The 23895-nt window shown below is 59.7% G+C and carries 23 protein-coding genes and 2 pseudogenes; 17 read left to right on the top strand and 8 right to left on the bottom strand.

Annotated elements, in window-relative coordinates:
* Positions 1 to 28 precede the first annotated feature (28 nt).
* Positions 29 to 676 carry an XRE family transcriptional regulator gene (locus RHM68_RS09720; RefSeq protein ID WP_322222340.1) on the bottom strand — a complete coding sequence of 216 codons (648 nt, stop codon included), beginning with the start codon at positions 674 to 676 and terminating at the stop codon, positions 29 to 31.
* A gap of 129 nt (positions 677 to 805) precedes the next feature.
* Here RHM68_RS09720 and RHM68_RS09715 point away from each other — a divergent pair, with 129 nt between their 5' ends.
* Complete coding sequence (locus RHM68_RS09715; protein ID WP_322222337.1) at positions 806 to 1156, top strand: DUF6124 family protein; 351 nt, start codon at positions 806 to 808, stop codon at positions 1154 to 1156.
* Between the two features lie 479 nt (positions 1157 to 1635).
* On the top strand, positions 1636 to 2787 hold the full coding sequence (locus RHM68_RS09710; protein WP_322222334.1) for a M14-type cytosolic carboxypeptidase: 1152 nt from the start codon (positions 1636 to 1638) through the stop codon (positions 2785 to 2787).
* Between the two features lie 46 nt (positions 2788 to 2833).
* Here the strand turns inward: RHM68_RS09710 and RHM68_RS09705 are convergent.
* Positions 2834 to 3124 (bottom strand): annotated as a pseudogene (locus tag RHM68_RS09705) (winged helix-turn-helix transcriptional regulator); the annotation flags it as partial.
* Between RHM68_RS09705 and RHM68_RS09700 the strand changes: the two are divergent.
* Positions 3108 to 3404: pseudogene (locus RHM68_RS09700) on the top strand (MFS transporter); the annotation flags it as partial. The pseudogenes RHM68_RS09705 and RHM68_RS09700 overlap by 17 nt on opposite strands.
* Positions 3405 to 3682: 278 nt before the next feature.
* On the opposite strand, the gene RHM68_RS09695 reads toward RHM68_RS09700, so the two are convergent.
* Together RHM68_RS09695 and RHM68_RS09690 are read right to left on the bottom strand one after the other, a co-directional pair.
* On the bottom strand, positions 3683 to 4228 hold the full coding sequence (locus RHM68_RS09695; protein ID WP_322222332.1) for a cytochrome b: 546 nt from the start codon (positions 4226 to 4228) through the stop codon (positions 3683 to 3685).
* Positions 4225 to 5328, bottom strand: coding sequence for a catalase family peroxidase (locus RHM68_RS09690; RefSeq protein ID WP_322222329.1), 1104 nt, complete (start codon positions 5326 to 5328; stop codon positions 4225 to 4227). Before RHM68_RS09690 ends, RHM68_RS09695 begins: the two co-directional genes overlap by 4 nt.
* 158 nt (positions 5329 to 5486) lie before the next feature.
* Between RHM68_RS09690 and RHM68_RS09685 the strand changes: the two genes are divergently transcribed.
* The gene (locus RHM68_RS09685; RefSeq protein ID WP_322222327.1) at positions 5487 to 5993 is read left to right on the top strand and encodes a sigma-70 family RNA polymerase sigma factor; all 507 of its coding nucleotides are present in this window, start codon (positions 5487 to 5489) and stop codon (positions 5991 to 5993) included.
* Entirely contained in the window at positions 5990 to 6742 is a 753-nt protein-coding gene (locus RHM68_RS09680) for an anti-sigma factor (protein ID WP_322222325.1), read from the top strand. The genes RHM68_RS09685 and RHM68_RS09680 overlap by 4 nt, the downstream gene beginning before the upstream one ends.
* 28 nt (positions 6743 to 6770) lie before the next feature.
* On the opposite strand, the gene RHM68_RS09675 is transcribed toward RHM68_RS09680, so the two are convergent.
* Positions 6771 to 7607 carry an IclR family transcriptional regulator gene (locus RHM68_RS09675; protein WP_322222321.1) on the bottom strand — a complete coding sequence of 279 codons (837 nt, stop codon included), beginning with the start codon at positions 7605 to 7607 and terminating at the stop codon, positions 6771 to 6773.
* Positions 7608 to 7851: 244 nt separating this feature from the next.
* Here RHM68_RS09675 and RHM68_RS09670 point away from each other — a divergent pair, with 244 nt between their 5' ends.
* The 9 genes from RHM68_RS09670 (at position 7852) to RHM68_RS09630 (ending at position 17358) form a co-directional block, all read left to right on the top strand.
* A complete protein-coding gene (locus tag RHM68_RS09670) occupies positions 7852 to 8871 on the top strand; it encodes an ABC transporter ATP-binding protein (protein WP_322222319.1) in 1020 nt (339 codons plus the stop codon).
* Positions 8868 to 9737, top strand: coding sequence for an ABC transporter permease (locus RHM68_RS09665; RefSeq protein WP_322222316.1), 870 nt, complete (start codon positions 8868 to 8870; stop codon positions 9735 to 9737). Before RHM68_RS09670 ends, RHM68_RS09665 begins: the two co-directional genes overlap by 4 nt.
* 6 nt (positions 9738 to 9743) lie before the next feature.
* Positions 9744 to 10538: an ABC transporter permease gene (locus RHM68_RS09660; protein WP_322222313.1), complete on the top strand. Its 795-nt coding sequence runs from the start codon at positions 9744 to 9746 to the stop codon at positions 10536 to 10538.
* A 7-nt stretch (positions 10539 to 10545) separates the two neighbouring features.
* A complete protein-coding gene (locus RHM68_RS09655) occupies positions 10546 to 10836 on the top strand; it encodes a (2Fe-2S)-binding protein (RefSeq protein ID WP_322222311.1) in 291 nt (96 codons plus the stop codon).
* Between the two features lie 133 nt (positions 10837 to 10969).
* Positions 10970 to 12325 (top strand): NAD(P)/FAD-dependent oxidoreductase, encoded by a 1356-nt coding sequence (locus RHM68_RS09650; RefSeq protein WP_322222309.1) that lies wholly within the window; start codon positions 10970 to 10972, stop codon positions 12323 to 12325.
* Positions 12322 to 13437 (top strand): FAD-dependent oxidoreductase, encoded by a 1116-nt coding sequence (locus RHM68_RS09645; protein ID WP_322222306.1) that lies wholly within the window; start codon positions 12322 to 12324, stop codon positions 13435 to 13437. Before RHM68_RS09650 ends, RHM68_RS09645 begins: the two co-directional genes overlap by 4 nt.
* An 18-nt stretch (positions 13438 to 13455) precedes the next feature.
* Entirely contained in the window at positions 13456 to 14502 is a 1047-nt protein-coding gene (locus RHM68_RS09640; protein ID WP_322222304.1) for an ABC transporter substrate-binding protein, read from the top strand.
* A 286-nt stretch (positions 14503 to 14788) separates the two neighbouring features.
* Complete coding sequence (gene zapE, locus RHM68_RS09635; RefSeq protein ID WP_322222302.1) at positions 14789 to 15916, top strand: cell division protein ZapE; 1128 nt, start codon at positions 14789 to 14791, stop codon at positions 15914 to 15916.
* Between the two features lie 128 nt (positions 15917 to 16044).
* Positions 16045 to 17358: a leucine-rich repeat-containing protein kinase family protein gene (locus tag RHM68_RS09630; protein ID WP_322222299.1), complete on the top strand. Its 1314-nt coding sequence runs from the start codon at positions 16045 to 16047 to the stop codon at positions 17356 to 17358.
* Between the two features lie 110 nt (positions 17359 to 17468).
* On the opposite strand, the gene RHM68_RS09625 is transcribed toward RHM68_RS09630, so the two are convergent.
* Complete coding sequence (locus RHM68_RS09625) at positions 17469 to 18176, bottom strand: YebC/PmpR family DNA-binding transcriptional regulator (RefSeq protein WP_322222295.1); 708 nt, start codon at positions 18174 to 18176, stop codon at positions 17469 to 17471.
* A 233-nt stretch (positions 18177 to 18409) separates the two neighbouring features.
* On the opposite strand from RHM68_RS09625, the gene RHM68_RS09620 reads away from it, so the two are divergent.
* Complete coding sequence (locus RHM68_RS09620; RefSeq protein WP_322222293.1) at positions 18410 to 18562, top strand: hypothetical protein; 153 nt, start codon at positions 18410 to 18412, stop codon at positions 18560 to 18562.
* On the opposite strand, the gene RHM68_RS09615 is transcribed toward RHM68_RS09620, so the two are convergent.
* Positions 18534 to 19750, bottom strand: a protein-coding gene (locus RHM68_RS09615) for an IS3 family transposase (protein WP_322216042.1) whose coding sequence is annotated in 2 segments (ribosomal slippage) — positions 18534 to 19405 and positions 19405 to 19750 — 1218 coding nt in all. Because the reading frame shifts where the segments join, the coding sequence is not laid out codon by codon here. The genes RHM68_RS09620 and RHM68_RS09615 overlap by 29 nt on opposite strands.
* 42 nt (positions 19751 to 19792) lie before the next feature.
* Here RHM68_RS09615 and tssI point away from each other — a divergent pair.
* Positions 19793 to 21166, top strand: coding sequence for a type VI secretion system tip protein TssI/VgrG (tssI, locus tag RHM68_RS09610; RefSeq protein WP_322222290.1), 1374 nt, complete (start codon positions 19793 to 19795; stop codon positions 21164 to 21166).
* A gap of 374 nt (positions 21167 to 21540) precedes the next feature.
* A complete protein-coding gene (locus RHM68_RS09605; RefSeq protein ID WP_322222288.1) occupies positions 21541 to 22893 on the top strand; it encodes an OprD family outer membrane porin in 1353 nt (450 codons plus the stop codon).
* A 129-nt stretch (positions 22894 to 23022) separates the two neighbouring features.
* On the opposite strand, the gene RHM68_RS09600 is transcribed toward RHM68_RS09605, so the two are convergent.
* Positions 23023 to 23880, bottom strand: a complete 858-nt coding sequence (locus RHM68_RS09600) for a LysR substrate-binding domain-containing protein (protein ID WP_322222284.1) — start codon at positions 23878 to 23880, stop codon at positions 23023 to 23025.
* Positions 23881 to 23895 lie beyond the last annotated feature (15 nt).

The following is a 23895-nucleotide window of genomic DNA, read 5'->3' as shown; positions in this document are numbered from 1 at the left end:
GTCCTACGCACTGCGAGGACCGGTCTGATTAGAACTTTGCTGTTGCCTGAACCACTACACCGATGATTCGACACTCGTCAGTAAAAAGAACCTTCGGAAAAGTTGGATTGAGCGGGACCAGATAACGCTGCCCGCCCTCTTCGATCAGTTTGCGAAAAGTCGCCTCGGCGCTCCCGGACCATTGTGCGATCACCAGTTTGCCGGGCACGGCCTCCAAGGCCGGATCCACCAAGATCAACATGCCCTCGGCAATACCGATACCACTGGGCGCCGCCATCGCGTCTCCCGTCACCATGAGCCAGAAAGCCGCGCCCAAGGCGTGATAGTCGGTCAGTTCGAATTGTTCCTTGCCATAAACCGTTCGCTCTCCGTCGCGCACCTCAGTGGTCTGCCGCCAGTCACTGACCGGGTAGCGAAAATAGGAGTTGTACTTGTGCGCCAAGGGCATCTCATTATCCGGCGAAGCCTCTGGCTCGCGGATCACCATGGCCACCTCCAGAAAATCCATCCCCAGTGCCTGCAGAACACGGTTCATGTCGTCGATACCGGGCTGACGGCGTTTATTCAGCCAGTGACCAATGCCGCCCTGGGACATCCCAAGTCGCTCGGCGAGTATCTCTTGAGTGACTTTGAGTTCACCCATCTTGGCCTTGACCAATTCAATCCATTTATCCATGTGCGGCACGATACGTGGGGGACTCCGACCATCAAAACACAAATTGTAGTATTTAAATCCTCGTCACAAATACACTACGTACTAGGATTGTTTTACGGATCTGAATCTATCACGGAGTTCGCCATCGCCATGACAATCCCCTGCAATGACCTGCAAGACCCGCAAGAACTGCAAATGGACACCACGTTCACCTCGCCAAAAGGCTTTGCCGCGGCTCAGAGAGCCCTGGACTATTACTTGAAACCAGCTGTTTCAGAAGTGGAGATGGAAGAACGCTTCTTCAACGTGAATCGCAACATCAGCAGTGAAGAAGCGCTGGTCCATGCCTCGGATTTGCTGCGGTGTGCCGCGGCCACTGCGCACGAATCGGCCGAAAACCTGCACGGTGCCAAAAGAGACCTGGCGTTGTCAGTGGTTCACATGATCGACATGGCGCAGGCAATGGTCGACCGATCCCTGGATGGAGATCAGAACACCTGAAACGGGCGCGGTTTCGAGGACGACGGGAAAGAGTTTTCCAATCGATCAGATAAAAGCATTTGACTTGCAAATGATAATGATTATTATTGCATCCAGCTGGTCGCGAGATCAGTGGATGGACCAGGGACCTTGAATCGGTTTCCTGGGCTATCTCCTCATCAGGCTAATCACGGTTTTTGACCCGGCTTTTGCCGGGTCTTTTTTTGCCATTTATTTTGGTTTTTACTTCAGGCGAATGAAGTCTGTCAGTGCTGCAAATGCAGCAGGGCACAGGCTATCAACCGAATACTTGTAGGCAAGAGAAGCCCGCGGCGCTGGGCCAACACTAATGCTAAATAGCACTTGAGAATCAACTACACAGTCTCTAAGCTGCTACGGCGTCAAGGACGACGCCCCCTTATTCCCCCGTAATATTCCCCCGATTCCCGCTTCCCTTGCGTGTAAAGTAGCAGCCACAAAATCATATTCAGGAATCGACTATGACCGTGGCTAAATCCTCTTTCGACATCAGCGCCAATTTCGACAGCGGCAACATTGAAGTGCTGGACATCAGCAATCCGCTGCAAGCCTTGCTCGCCATCAAGCCAGATACCCGTAGCGCGCACTTCCAGTGGTTCCACTTCAAGGCCAGCGGTCTGCATGTCGGCCAAGAGCATTGGTTTCGCCTGAACAACGCCAGTAAATCCTCTTACAACAAAGCCTGGGACGGCTATCAGGCCGTGGCGTCGTATGATCACGTCAACTGGTTCCGGGTGCCGACCATCTTTGAGGGGGACTGCCTGCGCTTCAACCTCGAAGCCACCGCTACCCACGCCTGGTTCGCCTACTTCGAACCCTACAGCCGAGGTCGTCACGACTGGCTGATTGAGCAGGCGCTGACCAAAGCCGGCGCGGAGCTGCTGGCCACCGGCAAAAGCGCTGAAGGCCGCGATATCCAATTGCTGCGCAAAGGCAACGGCGCCGAAGGCCAGCGCAAAGTCTGGATCATTGCTCAGCAGCACCCCGGCGAACACATGGCCGAGTGGTTTATGGAAGGCGTGATCGAACGCCTGGAAAAACACGACGACCCGGTGTTGCACAAACTTCTGGCCAGCGCTGACCTGTACCTCGTCCCCAACATGAACCCTGACGGCGCGTTCCATGGCCATCTGCGCACCAATGCCATGGGCCAGGACCTGAACCGAGCATGGCAGAGCGCCAGTCAGGAAATCAGCCCGGAAGTGCTGTTCGTTCAGCAGCAAATGGAACAATACGGGGTCGATCTGTTCCTCGATATCCACGGCGACGAAGAAATCCCCTACGTATTCACCGCCGGCTGCGAAGGAAACCCGGGATATACACCACGCATCGAAAAGCTTGAAGAGCATTTTCGCAGCCACCTGAAACACTTGACCAAGGACTTCCAGACCGCTCATGGCTACACCCGCGACTTGCCGGGCAAAGCCAATATGACGCTGGCCTGCAACAGCGTCGGCGAAAAATTTGACTGCCTGTCGCTGACCCTTGAAATGCCCTTCAAGGACAACAACGATGCGCCAAATCCTCTGACAGGTTGGTCGGGCAAGCGCTCCAAACAGCTGGGCAAGGATGTGCTGACAACCGTCGCCGACATGGTAGACACGCTGCGCTAATCACGCCTGAAGATCAAAAGATCGCGGCCTGCGGTCTTTTGGTCGTTTACTCAGCGCTAATCCGCACGCAGTCCTCAGGCCCCAGCAAACGCCCCTCCTTGGCGCGCAACTCCAACGGGCGTAATAGCTGACCGTGAGCGCGGTCGACAACCCGTGAGTGCGTCTCCCCCGTCGCATAGAAAAACGCCTCCCCCCACTGCCGCAGACCGATGATCAACGGGAACAGGCGTTTGCCTTTCTCCGTCAGCACATACTCCTGATAAGCGCTGCCATCCAACGCCGGCACCAAATCGAAAATCCCGTGGGCTGTTAATGTCCGTAGCCGTTGGTTGCTGATCGCAATGGCATTGACCGGGTTGTTAGCCGTCTTGACTTAAGCACTGGTGGCCTATGCCGCGACGCTGGCGCTTCCCGCCTAGCGCGGGCGGGTGGTGAGCGTGGTCACCAGCGGCATTGTCATCGGTATTCGGCTGACCAGAACGGCTGTAGGTGGGATGGCCAATCTGGCCGGTTAGCGCTCGATTTATTTCTTGTCGGCCGGATTGACCTGGATGATCGCCGTGCTGTTGTGGCGTCTCTTGCCCCGCTCTGAAGCCCGACAACCCAGCCATTCCTTCCCCGTCTATTGGTTCGACGGCGATGTACGCCTGGGCAGGATGGAACGGCGTCTGCCTGCTGGGTGCGGGATCAATGCCGACGCGTTGATCTATTGATGGCAAACGCTGGCCCGCAGAACACAACAATCCTTTGCCGAGGGCGCTTGCCCCCGCTCGGTGGCGCAGCCGTTGTAGACACGATCAACGCAAAGCATTTGATGCAGCACGTTGATCAGATCCCGGAAGCGGCTGCGCAAACCAGCGCGCAGCCTTCTCGCCACCATGGCTCAAGGCTTTGATCAGTGGCGATCCTCGCCCCGCACCATGCTGTCCAGCACATCATCGCGACGCACCCAGCAATGGAACAACGCCGCCGCCAAATGCAGCAGTACCGTCAGAAACAACAGGTACGCCAGGTATCCGTGAGCCTTGCGCAGCAACGCAAACACCTGCGCATTAGCCGGCAGAATCGACGGCAACTGCAACGAACTGCTGAGCATTACCGGGTCCCCCGCCGCAGAAATCATCGCCCAACCCAGCAGCGGTAAAATCAGCATCAACGCATACAGCAAGACATGGGAAGCCTTGGCCGCCAGCACTTGCCAACCCGGCAAGTCCGCCGGCAACGGCGGTTGCCGGGTAGAAAAACGCACCCCCAAACGCACGACGACCAGCAGCAAAATCGCGATGCCCAAGGGCTTGTGCAGGTGAATCAGCCACTCATGGCGCTCGGATACCGAGGCCACCATGCCCGCGCCGATGAACAGCATGGCGATGATCATCAGGGCCATTAGCCAATGCAGCAACCGCGCCAGCGGTGCGAAATGGTTCGATTGAGCGCTCATTGGCGAGCCTCCTGTTTAGCGGCGGGCAACTGGCTGACTGCACTGGTACGACGCAAGTAGGAACCGGCGTAACCTGCGGAACGGGCGGCGAGCAACGGGTCGTCGGAACCTTCGATACCACTAGGTAGCACCAGCGGATCGTAGTTAATGTCGCGGCATTCACCATTGAGTTGCGGCTGAGTGCTTTCAAGCACCAACGTCCCGGCGTTCAAGACTTTCCGCCCCTCAGGCCAGGACTTGCTGGCATCGTTGACCGGGTCGCCAGGGTTGGCGAGGATAATGTTCAACTGCCAACGCAGCGGACCTGAGGACATACGTTGCACCAGGTCTTTCTCCAGAAAATCACCGCCCTGCGGCGCCGTGGCACTTGCAACACCTGCGGCATCCTGAGCCATCGGCACCATGCTCCAGCGCACCGCTTGCCGCTGCCCCGCTGCGTTTACCAGGTAAAACGCGTTGACGCTGTTGTACGTTTCCGTCACAAAACTGGCAGACGGCTTGGCGGTCTTGACCCATGCCAGGAACGGCGCGGCTTCCGGATGTGAACCAAAGAACGCCGGAACGGCGGCAGGGTTCGGTTTGCCTGTAGCCGGGTCCGGCGATTGAGCTTGCTGCAACTGATAGAACGCCTCGGGCGTGCCCACCGGGAACACCGGCATGCTGTTCATCCCGGTGCGCCACTGCTGACCGTTGGCCTGGGTGAAACGCAGCGCCAGGCTGCGAATCGGCACGCTGCTGTCCGGTGCATAGGGATTACCGGCCGGCAGCGCAAAACGCCCCACTACCGGGGTCCGCGCGGCGCTGAAGACCTGGGCGCTGGAGTATTCACGCGCCGCGGCGCTGCTCTCGAAATGGCCAATCACGCACACGCCTTTGGCGTGATTACGCCGAAACCCGGGGTACACACCGTTGTTTTTTTCCAGCACATTGATCAATGCTTTCGGCGTCAAGCGCTCTGGGTCGAGGGTGCCGTTGACGTAGGCAAATGCCCCGGCCATTGCTGCAACGACCACCGCGATACCGGTCAGACGCAACGTCAGGCTCGCGGCACTCAACGGTGGCGGGGTGGGCCCGGTTGACGGTGATGAGCGATCTACCATGAAAGACTCCAGGGCCATCGGCCACAAGTGAGAAGAACTTAGCAGACGCCCCCCAAATCGGTTTATTCCATCCTCCGGTATTTATTTTTCCGGGCGTGGAATAACCTTTAATGCCGGGCGTCTTCCTAGTCCACAGCTTAGTGACTAGTCAGAACTTCATGAACGAGATCGACGAACAGCTAAGGGAAATCATTCCCAGATTGCGCCGATTTGCCCTGTCCCTGACGCACAACCCCAGCAGCGCCGACGACTTGGTACAGAGCAGCCTGGAGCGGGCGCTGTCGAGTTGGGGCGATAAACGCCCCGACGGCGACCTGCGTGCCTGGCTGTTTTCGATTCTCTATCGGCAGTTTCTCGACGCTCACCGACGCGCCCGGCGCTATGCCCGAATGCTCGAGTTTTTCACTGGCCGTGACGACGCGCAGCCATCAGCAGAACGCACGGTGATCGCCCAGACGACCCTGCAAGCGTTCGACCGACTCAGCACCGAACAACGCGCCCTGCTGCTTTGGGTGTCGGTTGAAGGCCTGAGCTACAAAGAGGTCGCCGAGATTCTCGACGTGCCTACCGGCACCGTGATGTCGCGTCTGTCCCGTGCCCGCCAGGCGTTGCGCGAACTGAGCGACGGCGAAATCACGCGCCCTTCCCTGAGGAGACTCAAATGATCAGCATGCCCCCCAGCGAGCGCGACCTTCACGCTTACGTCGATCACCAACTCAGCGAGCCAGACCGACATCTGGTGGACACTTTTCTGGCCAGTAACGCCGACATATCTGCCAAGGTCCGCGCCTGGCAGCAGGACGCCCAGTACCTGCGCGCGGCCCTCGGCGGCGCCTTGCAGCAACCCGCCAACCCGGCGCTTGACCCGACGCTGATTCGCCAGCGCCTAAAACGTCAGTCCCGCCGTCATCTGGCGAGCGCCGCCCTGCTGCTGATTGCCGTGGGTGTGGGCGGCTTAAGCGGCTGGCAAGCGCGCGAGATGACACTTGTCAGCGCTGCGCAGCCGATGACAGATGCCCTGCAGGCGTACCGTTTGATTGCGCAACAAGGCATTTTGCCGGCCGACTACAAGGTCAGCGACACCAGCGATCTGCAAGGCTGGCTCGACCGCTACTTCACCCAAGCCAACCGCGTGCCTGACCTGTCGAGTGCCGGCTTCAAACCCGTCAGCGCACGCTTGCTGAGCACCGACCAAGGACCGGCGGCGATGGTGGTTTACGAGGATCAGGGCGGGCACAAGGTCAGCTTCTACGTCCGTCCGCCAGGTCCGAAAAACTACCTACTACCGCGGGGCAGTCGCCGCGATGGCGAGTTACAAGCCGATTACTGGTCAGGGCCCGGCTACAACTATGCGATGGTCAGCCCGACTGACACGCCGGCAGCGCAAATGCTCAAGCAAACCGCGCAATTCTGACGCCACCGCCCGTCAAAGTTGGCAGCGCTCAGGCCGGTCCAAACACTTGGGAAGGCCTGCGCAGCAACGGATCAAACGGATTAATCCGCGGCCCGATCAACGCGGCTTCGCGCTTGAGCATTTCGACCACTGTCGGCAAACGATCCGGCCCCAACCGATCGCTCACGGTGGCCACGCTCAACGCCGCCACCGCCCGCCCGTCTCGATCCAGAATCGGCACCGCCACCCCGGCCATGCCCTGCAACACACCGGTATTACGCCCGGCATAACCCAGCGTCCGTACACGCTCGACTTCCGAACGCAGGAACACCTCGTCATACAGGTGAAAATCCTTGAGCCGCGGCAGGTTGTAGTGAATCACCGTGTCCCGCTCCTCTTCCGGCAAAAACGCCAGGATCGCCAGACTGCCCTGACCGACACCCAGCGCCACACGCCCGCCAATGTCTCCGGTAAAGGTGCGGATCGGAAACGGCCCTTCACTGCGATCGAGGCAAATTGCATCAAAACCACTGCGCGCCAGTAAAAACAACGAATCCCCCAACGACGCCGACAACCTCAACAACGCCGGACGTGCCAGCTCACGCAGGTTACCGGTGTTTCCCGCACGAGCCGCCAGGGCGAAGAAATCCAGGCTCAGGCGATAGCGTTTACTGCGCACGTCCTGCTCGACCATCCCCTCATCCATCAGGCTGCGCAGCAATCGGTGCGTGGTCGGTTGCGACAAACCGATGCGCAGGGCCAGTTGCGTCACGCGCTCACCGCCCTCGACGGTGTCACCCAGGCTGCGCAAGACGGCAAATAGTCTGGAGACCGCACCGACTCCGACTTCATTTTTGTTTTTATTCCGCTCAATGGAATCTGACATGCATTTTCTCGACTAATAATTTACTCACTGAATGAAACTAAAAATAATTATCTTCTCAGTGAAATAGGCCATTGAGCCCATCCTATTCTTCGCCCTACTCTGCGTCCACACAGGGGCGATTCGAACAACAGCGGCAGCCGACTCAAGTCGAGCGCCAACGCACCCCGCAGCATCCTTTCGTATCTGCCCATACAAAAAAGCGCGATCCCAGGCCGTGCATAACAATCTCAGGTGGAGCGCAGCTATGGCATTCGTGCAACTTGAAAACCTCGGTAAACGTTACGGCGAAATCGATGCAGTCGTCGCCACCAACCTCTCGGTGGAGAAAGGCGAGTTCGTCTCGCTGCTCGGCCCGTCCGGCTGCGGCAAGACCACCACCCTGCAAATGATCGCCGGCTTCGTTGACGTCAGCAGCGGAAGCATTGTGCTCGACGGTCGTGACATCACCCACGCCAAACCCGCCAGCCGTGGTTTGGGCGTGGTATTCCAGAGTTACGCGCTGTTCCCACACATGACCGTCCAGGACAACGTCGCCTTCGGCCTGCGGATGCGCAAAGTGCCCAATGCCCAATTGCAGCAACGGGTAGACCGAGTGCTAAAACTGGTCAGGCTGAATCAGCACGCCGGGCGTTATCCACGGGAATTGTCTGGAGGCCAGCGGCAGCGAGTCGCGTTGGCCCGCGCCTTGGTCATCGAGCCGCCGGTGCTGCTACTCGACGAGCCGCTGTCCAACCTCGACGCCAACCTGCGCGAAGAGATGCAATTCGAGATCCGGCGCATCCAGCGTGAAGTCGGGATCACCACGTTGATGGTCACCCACGACCAGTCCGAAGCGCTGTCCATCAGCGACCGGGTGGTGGTGATGCAAGCCGGGCGCATCACCCAGATCGACGCGCCGTACACCCTTTACGAACACCCGCGCACCGAGTTCATTTCCGGATTCGTCGGCAAGGCCAATCTGTTACCCGGCGAGCGCGACGCTGCGGGCGTAGTCAAGGTGCAACAGGGCGGCGACCTGAGACTCAGCCTGCGCCCGGAAAAAATCGACCTGCGGGAAAAAGATCACGGCCGTCTGCAAGGCCACATCGTCAGCCGCTTCTTCCTCGGCAGCCAATGGTTGTACGGCGTCTCGACGCTCCTGGGCGAACTCAGTGTGGTGCGTCGCAATGACGGCTCGGCACCGCTGGCCGAAGGCACCGCTGTTGGCCTTGACTGGAACGTGGCGCTGCTGAGGGTGCTGAGTGTTGATGAGGTATCGGCATGAGTCTGCTCGCCCATCTGCGCCAGGGACGTCAGGGGTATTGGTTGTCGGCGCCGGCCCTGGCTTTGTACCTTGGCCTGTTGATCATCCCGCTCGGCTTGACCTTTGTGCTGTCGTTCAACGTGTTCGACTACAACGCGGGGATCAACAGCAACGCCTACACCCTCGACCACTACGGCAGCCTGCTGAGTGATCCGTATTTCTACGAGATTTTTCTGCGCACCTTGTGGATCAGCGCGTTGACGACCTTGCTTTGCGTAATGATCGGTGTGCCCGAGGCCTACATCCTCAGCCGCATGGGCGCGCCGTGGCGCTCGATTTTCCTGATTGTGATCCTCACCCCGCTGCTGATTTCGGTGGTGGTGCGCGCCTTCGGCTGGAGCTTGTTGCTCGGCGCCGACGGCCTGGTCAACCAGACCCTGCAAGCCCTTGGCGGCTCGCCGATGAAATTGCTCTACACACCGTTCGCAGTGGTGACTGCGCTGGTTCACGTGATGCTGCCCTTCATGATCATTCCCGTCTGGACGTCGCTGCAAAAACTCGACCCTGCCGCCGAACAGGCCGCGCTGTCCTTGGGTGCCAGCCAGCTCACGGTGATGCGCAAAATAGTCTTGCCGCAAATCATGCCTGGTGTGTTGTCCGGCACCTTGATCGTGTTCGGCCTCGCCGCCAGCTCTTTTGCGATTCCCGGATTGCTCGGTGGACGTCGATTGAAAATGGTTGCGACGCTGATTTACGACCAGTACCTGTCGGAGCTGAACTGGCCGATGGGCGCGGCGATTGCCGTGGCGCTGCTGCTGCTCAACCTGCTGATCATGCTGTCGTGGAACCGAATGATCGAAGGCCGCTACAAGAAGTCATTGGGATAACTCGTCATGTCCAAGAACGGTCCTTTCGCCCTGCTGTTTCATACCCTGGTGGTGCTGTTCATGCTTGCACCACTGGTGGTGGTGTGCCTGGTGGCTTTCACCCCGGAAAACACCCTGAGCCTGCCGACTACACACTTTTCATTGCGCTGGTTTCGTGCGGTGTTCGAGCGCGCCGATTTTGTCGATGCGTTCTACAACAGCCTGATCCTGGCGTTCTGCGCCGCGACGTTGGCGACGCTGATTGCCGTGCCTGCGGCGCTGGCCATTACCCGCTATGAGTTTCCAGGGCGCGGTTTTTTCAATGGGCTGTTCCTGTCACCGATCATCATTCCGCACTTGGTGCTGGGCGTTGCATTGCTGCGTTTATTTGCGCTGATGGGAGTGAATGGCAGCTTCGGCTGGCTGATCTTCGCTCACGTCCTGGTGATCACGCCGTATGTGTTGCGACTGGTGCTGGCGTCGGCGATTGGCCTCGATCGCAGCGCCGAACACGCCGCGCAATCGTTGGGTGCCGGGCGCTTCACGCTGTTCAGGCAAATAACCTTGCCGATGATTCTGCCGGGGGTCGCCGGTGGCTGGCTGCTGGCCTTTATCAACAGTTTCGATGAGGTCACGTTGTCGATTTTCGTCACCTCGCCGGCCACGCAGACCTTGCCGGTGCGGATGTACGTATACGCCACCGAATCCATCGATCCGATGATGGCGGCGGTGTCAGCACTGGTCATCGGATTAACGGCATTGACAATGATTCTGCTCGACCGGGTCTATGGCCTGGATCGAGTTCTGGTGGGCAAACAATGAGGGCGCCATGGCTCTGCTGAAACGACTGGCCGAAGGCGACCGCCCGGCACTCGATTTTACCCTCGACGGTACGCCGGCCAGCGGCCTGCTTGGCGACACCGTGCTAACCGCCGTGCTGACGTGCAGTGAACACCTGCGCGGCAGCGACTTCAGCGCCGAACCCCGCGCGGGCTTCTGCCTGATGGGCGCCTGCCAGGACTGCTGGGTTCGCCTGGGCGACGGCCGCAGGGTGCGAGCCTGTTCGACTTTGCTCGAAGCCGGCCAGCACATTAGCCGCGAACCGGGACGATCACTATGAATACCCTATCGACCTGCCAACCCTGGATCCCTTGTGCAAGCGAGCCTGCTCACGATAGCAGCCTGCCTGCCGCCACCGCTGTTGGCTGTGCCGCCGCCCTCGCGAGCAGGCTAACTTTCACCGGGTGCGGGGTATGAGTTCGGTGATCATCGTTGGCGCCGGACCTGCCGGGATCCGTGCCGCGCAGACGCTGGTGGCGCACGGCGTGCGGCCTATTTTGCTGGACGAAGCCGCGCGCGGTGGCGGCCAGGTTTATCGGCGACAACCGGCACACTTCAAGCGTTCAGCGGCCACGCTGTATGGCTTCGAAGCGCGCAAGGCCAGCGCGATTCATCAGACGCTCGACGGACTGCGCGAACAGCTCGACTACCGCCCCGAAACGCTGGTGTGGAACGCAGAGGCCGCCGCCCTCGACACCTTGCAGGATGGCCGCGCTGCACGGCTGGCGTTCTCCAGGGTGATCGTTGCCACTGGCGCCACGGACCGGGTTCTGCCGGTGCCGGGCTGGACCTTGCCGGGGGTTTATAGCCTTGGCGCGGCGCAAATTGCGTTGAAGTTCCAGGGCTGCGCGATTGGTGAGCGAGTGGTGTTCGCCGGCAGCGGCCCCTTGCTGTACCTAGTGGCGTATCAATACGCTAAGGCTGGGGCGAAGGTTGTGGCGGTGCTCGACAGCTCGCCCTTCAGCACTCAGGCCCGCGCCTTGCCAAACTTGCTGGCGCAACCGGCGACACTGGCCAAAGGCATTTATTACCGCAGTTGGCTAACCGCCCACGGCATCGCGGTACACCAGGGGGCCAGCCTGACTCAGGTCAACGGCGAACAGCGCGTGCAATCGCTGCACTGGCGCAACGCAAAAGGCCCACATCAAATCGACTGCGACGCCGTCGCTTTCGCCCATGGCCTGCGCAGCGAAACCCAGCTCGCCGATCTGCTCGGCTGTGAGTTCGCCTGGAACCCGCTCAACCGCGCCTGGCTACCGCTACGTGACCGCGCCGGTCGCAGCAGTGTCGCCGAGGTTTACCTGGCCGGTGATGGCGCCGGGATCATGGGCGCTGATGCTGCCGAAATGGCCGGTCAGCGCGCGGCGCTGGCCCTGCTCGAAGACAGCGGTTGCCTGATCCCGACAGCGCGTACCGTAGCGCTAGAACAATCACTGGAGCGGATCGGCAGGTTCCGTGAAGGGCTGGAGCAAGCCTTTGCTTTTCCCGAAGACTGGGTCGCCCACACCCCCGATAACGTGATTGTCTGCCGCTGCGAAGAAGTGCGGGCCGGCGATATCCGCCAGGTGGTGCGCGAAGGGCATTGGGAAATCAACCGGGTCAAGGCGCATTGCCGGGTCGGCATGGGTCGCTGCCAAGGCCGAATGTGCGGTGCAGCAGCGGCAGAAATCATTGCCTGCGAAAGCCAGCGCGCCGTGTCGGATATCGGTCGGTTGCGCGCTCAATCACCGATCAAACCCCTGCCGTTTGGCCTGGAGGTCGAGCCATGATCGACGTCGATGCAATCATCATTGGCGGCGGGATTGTCGGCGCCTCGGCCGCACTGTTTCTGAGTAAGGCCGGCCGCCGCGTGGCGTTACTGGAACGGGACTTTTGCGGTTCCCACTCCAGCGGCGTGAACTACGGCGGCGTGCGCCGTCAGGGCCGACCGCTGTGCCAACTGCCGCTGTCGCAACAGGCTCACGAGATGTGGGGACAGCTGCCGCAGTTAATCGGTATCGACGGCGAATACCAGCGCAGCGGCCACCTGAAACTGGCCCGCAGCTTCGACGACCTGCGGGCTTTAGAGAACTACGCCGCCAGCAGTCAGGGCTTCGGCCTGGCGTTGCAGATTCTGGATCGTGATCAGTTACGCGCCCAATTCCCGTGGGTCGGTGAAGTGGCGGTGGGCGCGTCGTTCTGCCCCGACGACGGCCACGCCAACCCGCGATTGGTATCCACGGCGTTTGCCCAAGCGGCGCGGCGCCACGGTACGCAAGTCCATGAGCAATGCGCGGTAACGGCGGTGGAGCACGACGGCCAGCGCTTTCACGTCAGCACTCAAACCGGCCTCAAACTTCGCTCACCCTGGCTATTGAATTGCGCCGGCGCCTGGGCCGGCAACCTCGCCGCTCAGTTTGGCGAAGCGGTGCCGATGCACGCAGGGCATCCAGCAATGCTCGTCACCGAACCGTTACCTCAGGTGATGAACGCCAGCACCGGCGTCGAGGGCGGTGGCATCTATGCCCGCCAGGTCAGCCGCGGTAACTGCATACTCGGCGGCGGCCAGGGCTTTGCCCTCGACGAAACCCGCGCCCGACCCGGTCAACACGCGGTACTCGACGTCCTGCGGCAAGCGGTCGAGCTCTATCCGTTTCTTCAGGGTGCGCAAGCAATTCGTACCTGGAGCGGCACCGAAGGTTATCTGCCTGATCGCCAACCGGTGATCGGGCATAGCGGCACCCAACCCGGTTTGCTACATGGGTTTGGCTTCGCCGGCGCCGGTTTTCAGATCGGCCCAGCGGTGGGCCAGGCCCTCACCGAGATCATCTGCAGCGGCGCCGCCAAGACGTCGCTGGATGCATTTTCCATCACCCGGTTTCACTCCATCTCCGTTGCTTGATAGAGGAAGGTTGCGCCAATGAATAACGTCAAACGCACTGCACTGCTCGGACTGTCCTGCTTGGGCGCCCTACTCACGATCACACAGGCGCAGGCCGAACCGACGCTTTATCTGGGCATGAACGGCGGAACCATGGAGCGGCTTTACGCCGATAAGGTGCTGCCGGTTTTCGAGAAGGCCAACAACGTCAAAGTGGTGATTGTGCCGGGGACCTCCGCCGACATTCTGGCCAAGGTCCAGGCCAGCAAGGGCAACCCACAGCTACACGTGATATTCCTCGACGACGGCATCATGTACCGCGCCATCTCCATGGGCCTGTGCGACAAACTCGAAGACAGCCCGACCCTGGCGCAAATTCCGGCCAAGGGCCGCATCAAGGAGCAGGCCGTGGCGGTCAGCCTCGGGGTCACGGGGCTGGCCTACAATACACGGCTGTTCAAGGAAAAAGGCTGGGCAGCGCCGACGTCGTGGATGGACATGGCCGACCCGCGCTTCAAGGACAAAGTGGTATTCCAATCGATGGCCTCCTCGACGTTCGGCCTGCATGGTTTCCTGATGTTCAACAGGATTCAGGGCGGCAGCGAAACCGACGTCGAACCGGGTTTCAAGGCGTGGCCGAACACCGTGGGACGAAATGTGCTTGAGTACATCCCGAGCTCGGCGAAGATTTCCGAAATGCTCCAGACCGACGAAGCCGCCCTGTTCCCGTTGACGCCCACTCAGGTAACAGCGCTGAAACTCAAAGGCATGCCCGTGGAGTACGCGCAACCGAAGGAAGGCGCCGTGGTGCTCAACGTCGCAGAATGTGCGATCGCCAACAACACTCAGCCGGAACTGGCGCAGAAACTCGCAGCGTTCCTGCTGACACCAGACGCCCAAGCCGCTGCGCTTGAGGATGGCGACCAGATCCCGTCCAACCCCAACACCCCGACTACCGCCAAAACGCGCGGCCAGGTTCAGGCGATGCAGCAATACCTGGAGACCGCGATTGCGATTGACTGGGACCAGGTGAATGAACAGCGTCCAGCGTGGAACGCGCGATGGAATCGCAGTATCGAGCGCTAGGCATATCAATAACCGCCTATGGGAACGGGCTCGCTCGCTCCCGCAAGGCGATCAAACGCCAACGCCGCGCACTGCGCGACGGTTGGATCCTTCAACGTGGAGGCGCTTGCATCGAGTGGCTGGAAAATTGCCGGCGCAGCGACGGAAAAAAACGGTATCGACAGCCGATTCACGTCGGACGTCCCTTGGCTAAGTCAGCACAAGTTGTAGGGTAATTCCTCATCTGGTTAAACTACACCGCCGCTGCTCAGTGAGCCGGCCTGCAGAACCCAGGGGTGACATTATCGTGGCCGCTCGACCGCCAATACGCTCGCGACTCACACCACGCTGGCCCGCACTGCGTCGTTTGTTGGGCAAAGCTTTTGCACCGGCTGACAACGGGGCCGGCCACCAGCGGGTGATCCACGACTACTTTCACCACAAGGCACTCACCCAGGGCTACACCCTCAGTCATAGCCAGCAGCGGGTGATCGAGTCCATGGACCAGTATGCGACGGCACTGCTCGGTACTTCGGTGAAAACCCTGCCCGGCTTATACCTGCACGGCGCTGTCGGTCGCGGCAAAAGTTGGCTGCTGGACGGTTTTTTCCAGGCCATCCCCCTCGCGCAAAAACAGCGCCTGCATTTTCATGAGTTTTTCGCGCAATTGCACCAGGGTATGTTTACCCATCGCGACCATCCCGATGCCTTGGCGAGCACCCTGGATGAGCTGCTGCAAGATTGTCGGGTGCTGTGTTTCGACGAGTTTCACGTCCACGACATTGGTGATGCGATGCTGATCACCCGGCTGTTCAAGGCGCTGTTCCGCCGTGGAATGCTGCTCCTGGTCACCTCCAACTACCCACCGCAAGACTTGCTGCCCAACCCTCTCTACCACGCACGTTTCAAACCGGTGATCGACCTGATCAACGCACGCATGCAGGTCATGGAAGTCGGCGGTCCTCATGATTATCGCGGCCAGGTACGGAGCCACACTCAGCAGGTGTTTACCCAGGGGCATTACGTCTGGCCAGCGACGCAAGCCCAGCGCCAGGCGTTGAAACTGCCTGAAAGAAGTTCCCCCCTGACGTTGCCGGTCGGCACACGGCAACTGCGAGCCCAGCACTGCGAAGGGCGAACCGTCGGTTTTACCTTCAGCGATCTGTGCGACCAACCCACGGCGGTCATGGATTATCTGGAACTGTGCCGGCATTTCGATCATTGGATCATCGATGAACTGCCCAGCCTGAGAGAATGCTCGATCGCGGCGCAGCAGCGGTTTATCAACCTGATCGACGTTTTGTACGATCAGGACAAGCACGTGGTACTGCTGGGGCAGTGTTCGTTGCGTGAGAGTCTGGAGGGGGATGCCATTGACTTGGCGCGCACGCGCAGTCGTTTGGGGCAGTTGGTGGCGTTCAGAGAACATGTTTGACCGATAGATTTGCGGGTTGGGCCGAGCCTCCTCGCGAAGGTGGCCTGACCTGCACCGCCACTTCCAGCTATCATGTCGCCCATTTCCAGGGCCCAGCGCCCGTCTCTCGATCAATAGCGAATCCGTTCATGAATACCCTTGCACAACTGCGGGCCGGTGAGCTGAAAGGCATCACCCGTCTGGACCTGGCCTGCGGCCTGACTGAGTTCCCACGGGAAATTTTCGACCTGGCAGACTCGCTGGAGGTGCTTAACCTCAGTGGCAATGCCTTGAGCAGTCTGCCGGATGACCTGCACCGCCTGAACCGTCTGCGGATTCTATTTTGCTCGGACAACCGGTTCACCGAACTGCCCGTGTGCCTGGGCCAATGCCAGGCACTGAGCATGATCGGCTTCAAAGCCAATGGCATTACGCGAGTGCCGGGGGCCGCGCTGCCGCCGCTGTTGCGCTGGTTGATCCTGACCGACAACTGCATCGAAGCGTTGCCAACCGAACTGGGTGAGCGCGCGCTTCTGCAAAAATTGATGCTGGCCGGTAACCATTTGCAGCGCCTGCCCGAGAGCCTGCGTGATTGCCATCGGCTTGAGCTGATCCGCATCGCCGCCAACCGTTTCACTGAACTGCCTGAATGGCTGCTGACCCTGCCGGCCCTGACGTGGCTGGCCTATGCCGGTAACCCGCTGGAAACCGAAGCCGATGCGGCCGCGCTTGAGGCGACGCCGAGCATCCCGTGGTCAGAGCTGCGCCTGGAACAGCAACTGGGCGAAGGCGCTTCCGGGGTGATTCATCGCGCCGCGTGGCAACGACCGGGACACGCGGCTACTCAGGTTGCGGTAAAGCTTTATAAAGGCGAAATGACCAGTGATGGTTCGCCGCTGCACGAAATGAACGCCTGCATCACCGCCGGCCTTCACCCCAACCTGATCCGCGTCGAAGGGCGAGTCACCGGGCATCCGCAAGCGCAGGCCGGGTTGGTCATGCAACTGATCGATCCGAGTTATCGCAATTTAGCCGCCTTGCCGAGCCTGGCCTCGTGTTCGAGGGACATTTACCCCGACGACACCCGGTTCAGCGCGCCAGTTGCGTTGCGCATGGCCAGCGGCATTGCGTCGGTAGGCGAGCATTTGCATCAACAAGGCATTACCCACGGCGACCTCTATGGCCACAACATTTTGTGGAACGAGCACGGCGATTGCTTGCTCGGGGATTTTGGCGCGGCATCGTTCCATGCCACCTCGGACAGCCTGGAAAGCCGTGCGCTGCAACGGATCGAAGTGCGGGCGTTTGGTGTGCTGCTGGGAGAACTGCTGGCGCGGATCGACTCGGGGCTGAGCGATGACAACCGACTGACGCTTGAGGACCTGGAGCAGCGTTGCTGTCAGGCGCAGGTGCTGGCGCGACCAGGGTTTAGCGAAATTGTGCGGGAACTGGAGAACCTGTGATCGCCTCGCGGTCAGTCGCGAGCAGGTTCGCCCCACAGGGGATTTGTGAACGCCACAGATCCAATGGGGAGCGAGTCTGCTCGCAACAGCGGTATCACTGAAAAATCAGATCAACCCGCCAACCCGACGAACATGTCCTGCACGTCATCGTGGTTATCGAGGCCTTCCAGGAAGGCTTCGACTTCAGCCATCTGCTCATCGCTCAAACCACTGACCGGGTTCTTCGGCTGGTAGCCCAGTTTGGCCGACAACACGGTGAAACCTTGTTCAGGCAAGGCTTTCTGCACCGAATCCAGGTCCGCTGGCTCGGTCAGGAACAGCGTCGTACCCTCTTCTTCACCCGGCTCGAAATCCTGGGCGCCGGCTTCGATGGCGGCCATTTCGGAATCGGCATCAGGGCTGTCGGGAGACGCCTCGATCATGCCCACGTGATTGAAGTCCCATGAAACCGAGCCGGAAGCGCCTAACTGGCCCTTGCGAAATGCCACGCGGATTTCAGCGACGGTACGGTTGATGTTGTCAGTCACGCACTCAACGATGAGCGGCACTTGATGGGGGGCGAAGCCTTCATAGGTCACGCGATGGTATTGCACGGTTTCGCCGAGCTGACCGGAGCCTTTCTTGATCGCACGTTCCAGGGTTTCGCGAGGCATGGAAGCTTTTTTCGCCTGCTCAACCACCAGCCGCAGGTGTGCGTTAGTGGCAACATCGGCACCGTTACGGGCAGCAATCGTGATTTCTTTCACCAGCTTGCCGAAAATTTTGCCCTTGGCGTTGGATGCCGCTTCTTTGTGTTTAACCTTCCACTGTGCGCCCATTACTCACTCTCTTGATCTGTGGCGCCGAGACATCTATTGGCCGACGCAGGGCGCAAGTTTATACGGCCTAAAGTTGGCAATCGACCAAAAATTCCACTCAACCCATCGACGCGTTGAATCGACATATTCAACAGCACGCGTAGGGCAATTCTGAAAAGTCTATTTACAGTGTCTATTTAGGGCTGCGGTTTCGTACCCTCTGCGCCCGGTATTTGATGGAAGAAGCGCAGTCGATGCATAACGACAAGGAAAGTCCCTTCACCCTGACACTCGTCAAGGGTGATTTGATGCTGCACGTTGTGCAGTTCAGTGGTCATGAATGGACTGGCCCCTATCAAACCGGACACCTGCACCCCGTTAAATTGATGCCGCTGCCAAACGCCTAAACTCCCGTGGTGAACGGTATTTCAGCGCGCTGTGCGGATGCTCCTCGTTGTAATGCTCAAAGGCAATCGTCAGGTTACGCAAGGCTGTTTCCCGGTCAGGTTTGGGCATGTGCGCGACGTAGTCGCGTTTCATCGTTTTGACGAAGCTCTCGGCCATGCCGTTGCTCTGCGGGCTACGCACCGGTGTGGTCACCGGTTGCAAACCGATCTGTCGGGCAAACTGGCGTGTCTGTTCAGCGATGTAGGCCGAGCCATTGTCGCTCAGCCATTGCACCGGGGTGGCAGGCGCCTCTTCACCGAAGCGTTTTTCCACCGCCTCCAGCATCAGATCACGGATATCGTCGCCGCTGTACCCGGTCGGGCTGGCCACCCAACCGATGGCTTCGCGGTCGCAGCAGTCCAGGGCAAAGGTCACGCTCAGCTTGGCGTTATCATCACAGCGAAACTCAAACCCGTCCGAGCACCACCGGGTATCGCTGGTGGCCACGGCAATTCGGCCTTCGTGACGGCGTGCCACACCCGGTTGTTTAATCCGTCGCTCCAGCAGCAACTGATGATCGCGCATGACGCGATAAACCCGCTTGACGTTGATCGGCGCCTGACTCTGCTTTTCACGCCGACGACGCAGCAACCCCCACACACGGCGGTACCCGTAGCTGGGCAGTTCACTCACTTCAGCCTGAATTTCTTCGACCAGTGCGGCATCGTCCAGCGCAGGGCGACGCCGCTCGACCTGAGCATTTGGGTTGAGTCGAACCGTCAATTGCGAGCGCGCTACACCGAGACTTTCACTGATCAGCTTCACTGGTCGTCCCCCGGCAACAAGGGTGAGTGCGCAATCCATTTTCGCGACCGAGCAATCTCCACAGCTTCCTGAAGGATCTCGACCTGCATGGTTTTCTTGCCAAGCATGCGCTGTAGCTCGCGGATCTGCTTGAGCGCATCGGCCAGCTCGGAAGCGGGCACCACGCTCTCCCCAGCACTGACAGCCGAGAGACTGCCGCTCTGATAGAGCTTGCGCCACTGAAACAACTGGTTGGCATTCACGCCATTCTGTCGAGCCACCACCGAGACGCTTTGCCCCGGTTGCAGGCTCTCGCGAACCATGGCCAGTTTTTGCTCCGGGCTCCAGCGGCGACGCCGCTCCTGACCCAAAAGCTCCCCACCCTTATCGTTTCTATTAGTCATATACACAGTCGTTTGCCTATCCCTTATGTTAAGGGGGAAACGGTGTCCTGTCTTTCAGGGGGCTCGTCCAATGAAGGTCTCAACCGGCCTTATCGATTCGACATCGAAGTGATCAGCCTGGCCCCGACCATCGGCCTGGATCGATTGTTGCGACAATCGGCATTTCTGAGCCTGGGCAATGGCCAATGCATTCACGGCCTGGTGTACAGCGCTGGCCGAGAGCATCGTGGCCCGCACCGCATTCATTACAACCTGGTGCTGGTGCCGTACCTCCAAATCCTGGAGCAACAGCGCAGCCGCCGGGTATTTCATCGTCAGAGCGTACCGGCCATCCTCAGGCAGTTGCTGGAGGAGCACCGCCTGCCCGAACACAGCTACCGCTTTGAACTAAACACCGGGCACTACCCCGCACGGCCCTTTTGTATTCAATACGAAGAAACCGATCTGGCGTTGGTGCAACGGCTCTGCGAAGAAGAAGGCATTCACTATCACTTCGAACATCACGAAGACAGGCATGTTCTGGTCTTGGCCGACGACAGCCTGAGTTTCCCTCAGGAGCCGGTCCTTATCTCCTTTCACGGCGAGGTATCCTGCGCGCCGGTATTGCCTGCGATCAGCGAGTTGTTCCAGCGTTACGACTCGCCCACCGCGCCTGCGTACCAGGAAGCCAAAGATCGGGGCGAGCAGACCGCCAGCCAAGGAGCGGCCAACCACACGCTCGCAGGCAGTCACCGGCTGCAGAACCGCTGCGCCAGCGAGCAACGTCACGGTGATCAGCTAAGCCGCCGAACGCTGCAACGTCTGCGCTGCCTGCACCCGCAAATTTGCGGCAAAAGCGACCAGCCTCGATTCCTCAGCGGGCACATTGTGCAAGTGGATAAGCACCCGGTGCCGTGTTTCAACGATCAGTGGTTGCTCATCGACATTCGGCATCAAGGACACCACCCCTCAACCCTCGACGATCGCCGGCCTGCTGCTCCCCAGGGCTACCGTAATCAGTTCACCGCCACGGCCTGGTCAACGGTGTTCCGCCCGCCCCTCAAACAACTCAGACCCTGCATCCCCGGTTATCAACCCGCTCGGGTGCTGGGCCCGGCTGGGCAATCCGCACCGGTCGATGACCACGGTCGGATTCAGGTCAGCCTGTGGCCAAACGCAGGCTCCGGCGTGGAGGCGTCCCATGGGATCTGGTTGCCGGTGGTCATCAGTACAGCCAACGGTCGTGCTGAAACAACCAGGTTGCCCATGGCCGGGAGTGATGTCTTGGTCAGCTTTCTCGACAGTGACCCCGATCGCCCGGTTCTTTGCATTGATACACCTCCTGCGAGCACTCCACAGGTTGACCGCCATGAACGCCGCAGCGATACGCGCTTGCTACTCGACTGGTTGATTAACCGCCCGGACCTGAAGCCGTGAGGCGTCGGCCCGCGTCAGGGCGCAACCGTCACCAGGGCCGTCAGCGTTCATGAAACTGTGTTCATCTTCGTCCACGACGTGATGATAAAAAGCGTCGATCCGTTGATCGTCCTGGCATCAAAACCTCGGTTCTCAAGGCCTGCACGCTCTCTTCCTCAAGTGCCTCCACTTTTCCACACTGCGGTCTATGCGATGTAGGTCGCAGTGCTGTGTCACGGCACTGTCATATGGCTGCTTCCTAATATATTTCAAGATATTGCAGCAACTAAGACGGTAATCGTCGGCGCTGCAACACTGCCGATGCGTGGGTGATGGATCGCTCTCCAATGACCCCGACGTCGGCAGGGTGAATTACCTGATGACCGAGATCCATGATGATCAAAAAACTAGCCACACCCCTTGTCGGCGCTTTGCTGGGCGGCGCGATGTTGCCTGCCCATGCGGACTTCATTGACGACAGTCACGCCGATCTGACGTTACTCAATCGTTACCTGAACCAACAAGGCCGCGACGTTGTAGGCAGCACGGCCAAGGCCAAGAGTTACCGCGATTGGGGACAAGGCTTCCAGTTCAACTTCAAGTCTGGCTATACCGAGGGCGCAGTAGGTTTTGGGCTGGATCTGGAAGCCTTCTACGGCCTCAAACTCGACTCCGGCGGCGATTTGAATAACAAGGATCATCAAGGTCAATACCCCGGAAGCATGTTTCCGCTGGACGATGGCAAATCCGCCAGTGACTTCAGCGTCTTGAGCCCGACCTTCAAGATGCGTTTCCTCAAGGATGAGCTGCGTGTGGGCATGCTCAGTCAAAACAACCCCATGCTGGCCAACACTGACGGTCGCCTCTATCACCAGACCAACACCGGCGTGCAACTGGTTTCCAAGGACGTGTCCGACTTCACGTTTACGGGCGGCGACATCGTCAAGACCAAAATTCGTAACGAGAGCGGTGACAGTGACATGACCACCGGCGGCGGCGCGAAACTCAGCGACCGCTTCGTGTATGGCGGTGCGGATTACACCGGCCTGGCCAATACCACCGTGAGCCTGTGGTATTCCAATCTGCAGGATTACTACCAACAAGCGTTCATCGGCGCCAAACACACCAGCGACCTGCCGGTGGGTAGCCTGCTCAGTGACTTTCGCGCCTACCGCAGCTTGGGCGTGGGTGGTAACACTGAGGGCGACAGCGACTACGCCGCGAGCGGCTACTACGGTAACGGTGTCAGTAAGGGGCGCATCAACCAGTCCACTATCAGCTTGATGGAAAGCTACAGTCTGGCAGGCCATACCATCGGAATAGGGGCGCAGAAGAACACGGGCGACAGTGATTTTCCTTACCTGGATTCCGGGCTGAACAGCGGCGATGCCCGACAAGGGCCAGGCGCAGGCGCTGACACCCCGGCGCTGACCAACTTACAACTGAACAAATTCCAGCACGCTGGCGAACAAACCTGGCTGGCGCAGTACAAATACGACTTCGGCCAGTTAGGCCTCAAAGGCCTTGGGTTTCTGGCCTCTTACGCACATGGCGATCAGATCAAGGTGGCAAAAGGTGGGAACAGCGAATGGGAACGTGACTTGGCGCTGAGCTACCAAGTGCCTGATGGCAAGCTGAAGGGACTAGGCGTGACCTGGAAAAACGCTCAGGCCAACCCAAGCCTGACCGGCCAGACCGAGCAAGACGAAAACCGCGTTTACGTGAGTTATGTGGTGCCGCTCTGGTAGGCGCTGAACGGTTGCCTGGCTAAACCCGCCAAAGGCCAAGGCATCTGAAAAAGCGTGTCTGAACGACAACCCCGGCAAGTTGACGCGTGCCGGGCGTTTGTCGTTAACCGGTGGGCGCTATGTACACTGCTACGACGCCAAGCCGAAAAACGCCTGAATCAAGCGCAACTGCCGCCGCCGCTCCATGCACCCCATCATGTGCTGGTTGACCAAACCCTCGCCCATAATCGGCACCGCCACCACTCGCGGGTCGTGACTGATTTCCACTGACGACACCACCCCCACACCCAACTCGGCGGCAACCGCTTCGGTCACCGCCTCGCGGCTATCCAGCGCAAGCAACACCCGAGGAGTAACGCGGGCCTGAACGCATGCCTGATCAAAGGTGCGCCGAGTGATCGAACTCGGCTCGCGCAACACCATGATGACTTGATCCAGTTCCTGGAGTGGCACGCCGTCTGAGCGTTGCGCCCAAGGATGCCGGGCAGGCACCAACGCGCAGAGGCGTGATGCGCTCAAGGCTTGCAGATGCAGGCCTTTGCGCGGCTCGACTTCGGTCAGCACCGCCACGTCGGCATGTTCGGACAGCAAGGCCGCAAGGGTTTCCTGAGCGTTGCCCAGACGCAAATTCACGGTAATCCCCGGATACTGCGTGCGCAGTCTGGCGAGCATCGGCATGACCAAGTGCGGCCCGTCCGCCGCCACCTCCAGACGCCCTGTGAGCAACTGCCGGTTGGCCTCCAGCATCACCTGCGCTTCTTGCGCCAAACCGAACATCGCGCGGGTAATCGCCGCCAGTTTCGTCCCCTCCTCCGTCAGTTCGACTCGCCGGGCTGTGCGTCTTAACAGGGTGATCTGGTAGTGCTCTTCCAGCGCTTTGATGTGTCCGGTGACCGCCGGTTGACTGATGAACAGCCGCGCCGCGGCCTTGGTAAAGCTGCCTTCGCGGGCCACCGCGTCGAATGCGCGGAGCTGAAAGAGATTCATTAATAAGCCTCACTG

Origin of the sequence: Pseudomonas sp. DC1.2 (assembly GCF_034351645.1) — a bacterium.
Classification (GTDB): domain Bacteria; phylum Pseudomonadota; class Gammaproteobacteria; order Pseudomonadales; family Pseudomonadaceae; genus Aquipseudomonas.
This window is presented reverse-complemented; position numbering and strand designations above follow the sequence as displayed.

Excerpts from the sequence above, each read along its gene's own strand:
- RHM68_RS09625 (WP_322222295.1), bottom strand. The coding sequence starts at position 18,176 with ATGGGCGCACAGTGGAAGGTTAAACACAAAGAAGCGGCATCCAACGCC.
- RHM68_RS09620 (WP_322222293.1), top strand. The coding sequence starts at position 18,410 with ATGCATAACGACAAGGAAAGTCCCTTCACCCTGACACTCGTCAAGGGT.
- RHM68_RS09715 (WP_322222337.1), top strand. The coding sequence starts at position 806 with ATGACAATCCCCTGCAATGACCTGCAAGACCCGCAAGAACTGCAAATG.
- RHM68_RS09675 (WP_322222321.1), bottom strand. The coding sequence starts at position 7,607 with ATGTCAGATTCCATTGAGCGGAATAAAAACAAAAATGAAGTCGGAGTC.
- RHM68_RS09665 (WP_322222316.1), top strand. The coding sequence starts at position 8,868 with ATGAGTCTGCTCGCCCATCTGCGCCAGGGACGTCAGGGGTATTGGTTG.
- RHM68_RS09600 (WP_322222284.1), bottom strand. The coding sequence starts at position 23,880 with ATGAATCTCTTTCAGCTCCGCGCATTCGACGCGGTGGCCCGCGAAGGC.
- RHM68_RS09650 (WP_322222309.1), top strand. The coding sequence starts at position 10,970 with ATGAGTTCGGTGATCATCGTTGGCGCCGGACCTGCCGGGATCCGTGCC.
- RHM68_RS09670 (WP_322222319.1), top strand. The coding sequence starts at position 7,852 with ATGGCATTCGTGCAACTTGAAAACCTCGGTAAACGTTACGGCGAAATC.
- RHM68_RS09660 (WP_322222313.1), top strand. The coding sequence starts at position 9,744 with ATGTCCAAGAACGGTCCTTTCGCCCTGCTGTTTCATACCCTGGTGGTG.
- RHM68_RS09710 (WP_322222334.1), top strand. The coding sequence starts at position 1,636 with ATGACCGTGGCTAAATCCTCTTTCGACATCAGCGCCAATTTCGACAGC.
- RHM68_RS09645 (WP_322222306.1), top strand. The coding sequence starts at position 12,322 with ATGATCGACGTCGATGCAATCATCATTGGCGGCGGGATTGTCGGCGCC.
- RHM68_RS09720 (WP_322222340.1), bottom strand. The coding sequence starts at position 676 with ATGGATAAATGGATTGAATTGGTCAAGGCCAAGATGGGTGAACTCAAA.
- RHM68_RS09640 (WP_322222304.1), top strand. The coding sequence starts at position 13,456 with ATGAATAACGTCAAACGCACTGCACTGCTCGGACTGTCCTGCTTGGGC.
- RHM68_RS09685 (WP_322222327.1), top strand. The coding sequence starts at position 5,487 with ATGAACGAGATCGACGAACAGCTAAGGGAAATCATTCCCAGATTGCGC.
- RHM68_RS09605 (WP_322222288.1), top strand. The coding sequence starts at position 21,541 with ATGATCAAAAAACTAGCCACACCCCTTGTCGGCGCTTTGCTGGGCGGC.
- RHM68_RS09680 (WP_322222325.1), top strand. The coding sequence starts at position 5,990 with ATGATCAGCATGCCCCCCAGCGAGCGCGACCTTCACGCTTACGTCGAT.
- RHM68_RS09695 (WP_322222332.1), bottom strand. The coding sequence starts at position 4,228 with ATGAGCGCTCAATCGAACCATTTCGCACCGCTGGCGCGGTTGCTGCAT.
- RHM68_RS09690 (WP_322222329.1), bottom strand. The coding sequence starts at position 5,328 with ATGGTAGATCGCTCATCACCGTCAACCGGGCCCACCCCGCCACCGTTG.
- RHM68_RS09655 (WP_322222311.1), top strand. The coding sequence starts at position 10,546 with ATGGCTCTGCTGAAACGACTGGCCGAAGGCGACCGCCCGGCACTCGAT.
- RHM68_RS09630 (WP_322222299.1), top strand. The coding sequence starts at position 16,045 with ATGAATACCCTTGCACAACTGCGGGCCGGTGAGCTGAAAGGCATCACC.